This window comes from Thermoanaerobacter sp. CM-CNRG TB177 (assembly GCF_018588165.1).
GTDB lineage: Bacteria > Bacillota > Thermoanaerobacteria > Thermoanaerobacterales > Thermoanaerobacteraceae > Thermoanaerobacter > Thermoanaerobacter thermocopriae.
Genome location: NZ_JAFCAC010000026.1, coordinates 1 through 3,565, shown reverse-complemented (window position 1 = coordinate 3,565; position 3,565 = coordinate 1). Strand labels below are relative to the sequence as shown.

4 protein-coding genes are annotated in these 3,565 nt (G+C 38.5%); all 4 read left to right on the top strand.

The window, feature by feature from the left end:
* The first annotated feature begins 162 nt into the window (after positions 1–162).
* The 4 genes from I4N53_RS01575 to fusA all read left to right on the top strand — a co-directional run bounded on the left by I4N53_RS01575 (position 163) and on the right by fusA (position 3,514).
* Complete coding sequence (locus tag I4N53_RS01575) at positions 163–417, top strand: ribosomal L7Ae/L30e/S12e/Gadd45 family protein (protein ID WP_028992518.1); 255 nt, start codon at positions 163–165, stop codon at positions 415–417.
* 53 nt (positions 418–470) lie between these two features.
* Complete coding sequence (rpsL, locus tag I4N53_RS01570) at positions 471–845, top strand: 30S ribosomal protein S12 (RefSeq protein WP_214495434.1); 375 nt, start codon at positions 471–473, stop codon at positions 843–845.
* Between the two features lie 79 nt (positions 846–924).
* Entirely contained in the window at positions 925–1,395 is a 471-nt protein-coding gene (gene rpsG, locus I4N53_RS01565) for a 30S ribosomal protein S7 (protein WP_028992519.1), read from the top strand.
* 49 nt (positions 1,396–1,444) lie between these two features.
* On the top strand, positions 1,445–3,514 hold the full coding sequence (gene fusA, locus I4N53_RS01560) for an elongation factor G (protein ID WP_214495433.1): 2,070 nt from the start codon (positions 1,445–1,447) through the stop codon (positions 3,512–3,514).
* Positions 3,515–3,565 lie beyond the last annotated feature (51 nt).

Below are 3,565 nucleotides of genomic sequence, written 5' to 3'. Positions count from 1 at the left end.
TTTCACTATGGTTTCTATTCTTTTATCTGTTGCATTTAATTATACAACTAACCTACAAAATCTTAACACGAACCAATGAAATTCTACTGTTGACAGCTAAACTGCTTAATGATAAAATTATTAAGTGTGTTAAAGACCGCTGTCCTGATAGGAGGAAGGTAAATGGCGGGACAAGATTGCCCTTCTAAGCGGGTGGTTGGAGCGAAGCAGACTTTAAAAGCGATAACGAATGGTAATGTTCTGAAGGTCTACATTGCAAAAGATGCGGAAGAACACGTTACTAAGAGAATAAAAGAATTATGTGAGGAAAATTCAATTAAAATAGTGTACATCGATACTATGAAAGAACTTGGGGTAATGTGTGGTATTGATGTAGGCGCTGCTGCTGCAGCGGATATTATAGTTGAAAAGAAATAATTACCCCTTTAAGGGGTAATTATTTCTTGATTTATTTGGAAGGAGGTGCGACGATGCCAACGATAAATCAATTGGTTAGATATGGAAGAAAACCGGTAAAATATAAATCTGCTGCTCCAGCTTTAGAGGGTAATCCTCAGAAGAGAGGAGTTTGTGTTGTAGTAAAGACTACAACTCCTAAAAAACCAAATTCAGCGCTACGAAAAATAGCAAGGGTAAGACTGACAAATGGTACTGAGGTTACAGCTTACATTCCTGGTATAGGTCACAATTTGCAGGAACACTCTGTAGTTTTAGTAAGAGGAGGAAGGGTTAAAGACCTACCGGGTGTAAGGTATAAGATTATCAGGGGAGCCCTTGATGCGGCGGGTGTTACCAATAGGAAACAGGCTCGTTCAAGATATGGCGCTAAAAAGCCTAAAAAGTAAAATGAGAGTAAAAGGAAATATAAATGTTCTTCCTTAGAGTTGATAATTGTAAAGTTTTTACACAAAAGGAGGGAAAAGGATGCCAAGAAAAGGTCAGGCAGAAAGAAGAGAGGTCCTTCCTGATCCTGTATATAATAGCAAAAAAGTTTCAAAACTAATTAATAAGGTAATGTGGGATGGCAAAAAGAGCTTGGCTCAAAAAATTTGTTATGGAGCTTTTGACATAATAAGAGAAAAGACAGGAAGAGATCCTCTCGAGGTTTTTGAAGAGGCTTTAAATAATGTTATGCCTGTTCTTGAAGTAAGACCACGAAGAGTAGGTGGTGCTACTTACCAAGTTCCTATGGAAGTAAGACCAGAAAGAAGGTTATCTCTTGGGATAAGATGGCTTGTTGAGTATGCGCGACAAAGAAATGGCAAATCTATGATGGAAAAGTTAGCAGCAGAAATAATGGATGCTGCGAACAACACTGGTGGAAGTGTTAAGAAGAAAGAAGATACCCATAAGATGGCAGAAGCTAATAAAGCCTTTGCTCATTATAGATGGTAGTTTTCTATAGGGAGTAGTGAATCTAGGAGACAAGAAAGGAGGATGGAAGATGCCAAGAGATTACAGCTTAGATAAAGTTAGGAACATTGGTATTATGGCGCATATAGATGCAGGGAAAACCACTACTACCGAGCGAATACTTTTTTATACAGGGAAAGTCCATAAGTTAGGAGAAGTCCATGAAGGTACTGCTACAATGGACTGGATGGTCCAAGAGCAGGAAAGAGGTATAACCATAACTTCTGCGGCTACTACTTGTTATTGGAAAGGTCATAAGATAAACATTATTGATACGCCAGGACACGTGGACTTTACTGTAGAAGTTGAAAGGTCTCTTAGAATATTAGACGGAGCTGTTGCGGTTTTTTCTGCAAAAGAGGGTGTTGAGCCTCAATCTGAGACTGTGTGGAGACAGGCTGACAAATATCATGTGCCAAAAATTGCCTATGTTAATAAAATGGATATAATAGGCGCTGACTTTTTCAATGTAATAAAAATGATAAAAGAAAGATTGGGGGCTAATCCTGTAGCTATACAAATTCCTATAGGGAAAGAAGATACCTTCAAAGGGATTGTAGATTTAGTTAAAATGGAAGCAATAATATATGAGGATGAGTTAGGAACTGTAATGGATGAAACTGAAATACCTGACGAGTTAAAAGATTTGGCTGAAGAGTATAGAGAAAAGTTATTAGAAGCAGTTTCTGAGCAAGATGAAACCATTTTAGAAAAATATTTAGAAGGAGAAGAAATAACTGAAGAGGAGATACACACAGCCTTAAGAAAAGGAACTATAAATGGTGATTTAGTCCCAGTCGTCTGTGGATCTTCCTACAAAAACAAAGGAATTCAGCCAATGCTGGATGCGATAGTGAGATATCTTCCTTCTCCACTTGATTTGCCACCGGTAAAAGGCATGGCATTAGGCACAGGGGAAGAAATAGAGAGGAAAGCTGATGATTCAGAACCTTTTTCAGCGCTAGCATTTAAAATTATGGCGGACCCTTACGTAGGCAAACTTGCTTTCTTTAGAGTATATTCAGGGACTTTGAGTGCGGGGTCTTATGTTTTAAATTCCACAAAAGGTAAAAAAGAAAGAATAGGTAGAATTCTTCAAATGCATGCAAACCACAGACAAGAAATGGAGGCTGTTTACACAGGCGATATAGCTGCAGCTGTTGGGCTGAAAGATACTACAACAGGAGACACTCTCTGTGATGAGAATCATCCAATACTTTTAGAATCAATGGATTTTCCAGAGCCAGTTATTTCAGTTGCTATAGAACCTAAGACTAAAGCTGCTCAAGAGAAAATGACTATGGCATTATTAAAGCTAGCTGAAGAAGATCCGACCTTCAAGACATATACTGATCAAGAAACGGGGCAGACAATAATAGCTGGTATGGGAGAATTGCACTTGGAGATAATTGTCGATAGGTTAAGAAGGGAATTTAATGTTGATTGTAATGTAGGTAAGCCTCAAGTTGCATACAAAGAGACTATTACTAAACCGGTCAAAATTGAAGGGAAATTTATTAGGCAATCCGGCGGACGCGGTCAGTATGGTCATGTATGGTTGGAGATGGAACCAGCTCCTCGTGGAGAAGGTTATACCTTTGAAAATCGCATTGTGGGAGGAGTTATTCCAAAAGAATATATTCCCGCAGTTGACGCAGGTATTCAAGAAGCTATGCAAAACGGTGTCCTTGGAGGATATCCTGTTATCGATGTAAAAGTGGCATTGGTAGACGGATCTTACCATGAAGTTGACTCATCGGATATGGCATTTAAAATAGCTGGTTCTATAGCATTTAAAGAAGGTATGAAAAAGGCAAACCCTGTTCTTTTGGAACCTATCATGAAAGTGGAGGTTGTTGTTCCAGAAGAATACATGGGAGATATAATAGGAGATATAAATTCAAGACGTGGAAGAGTCGAGGGAATGGAAGCAAGAGCTGGAGCTCAAGTTATAAGAGCATTTGTACCACTAGCTGAAATGTTTGGATATGCTACTGATTTAAGGTCAAAAACTCAAGGAAGAGGAACTTACACTATGCAGTTCCATCACTATGAAGAAGTTCCTAAAAATATTGCTGATCAAATTTTAGAAAAGAAATAAAGGAGGAAAAAAGGATGGCGAAGCAAAAATTTGAGAGGACGAAACCGCATG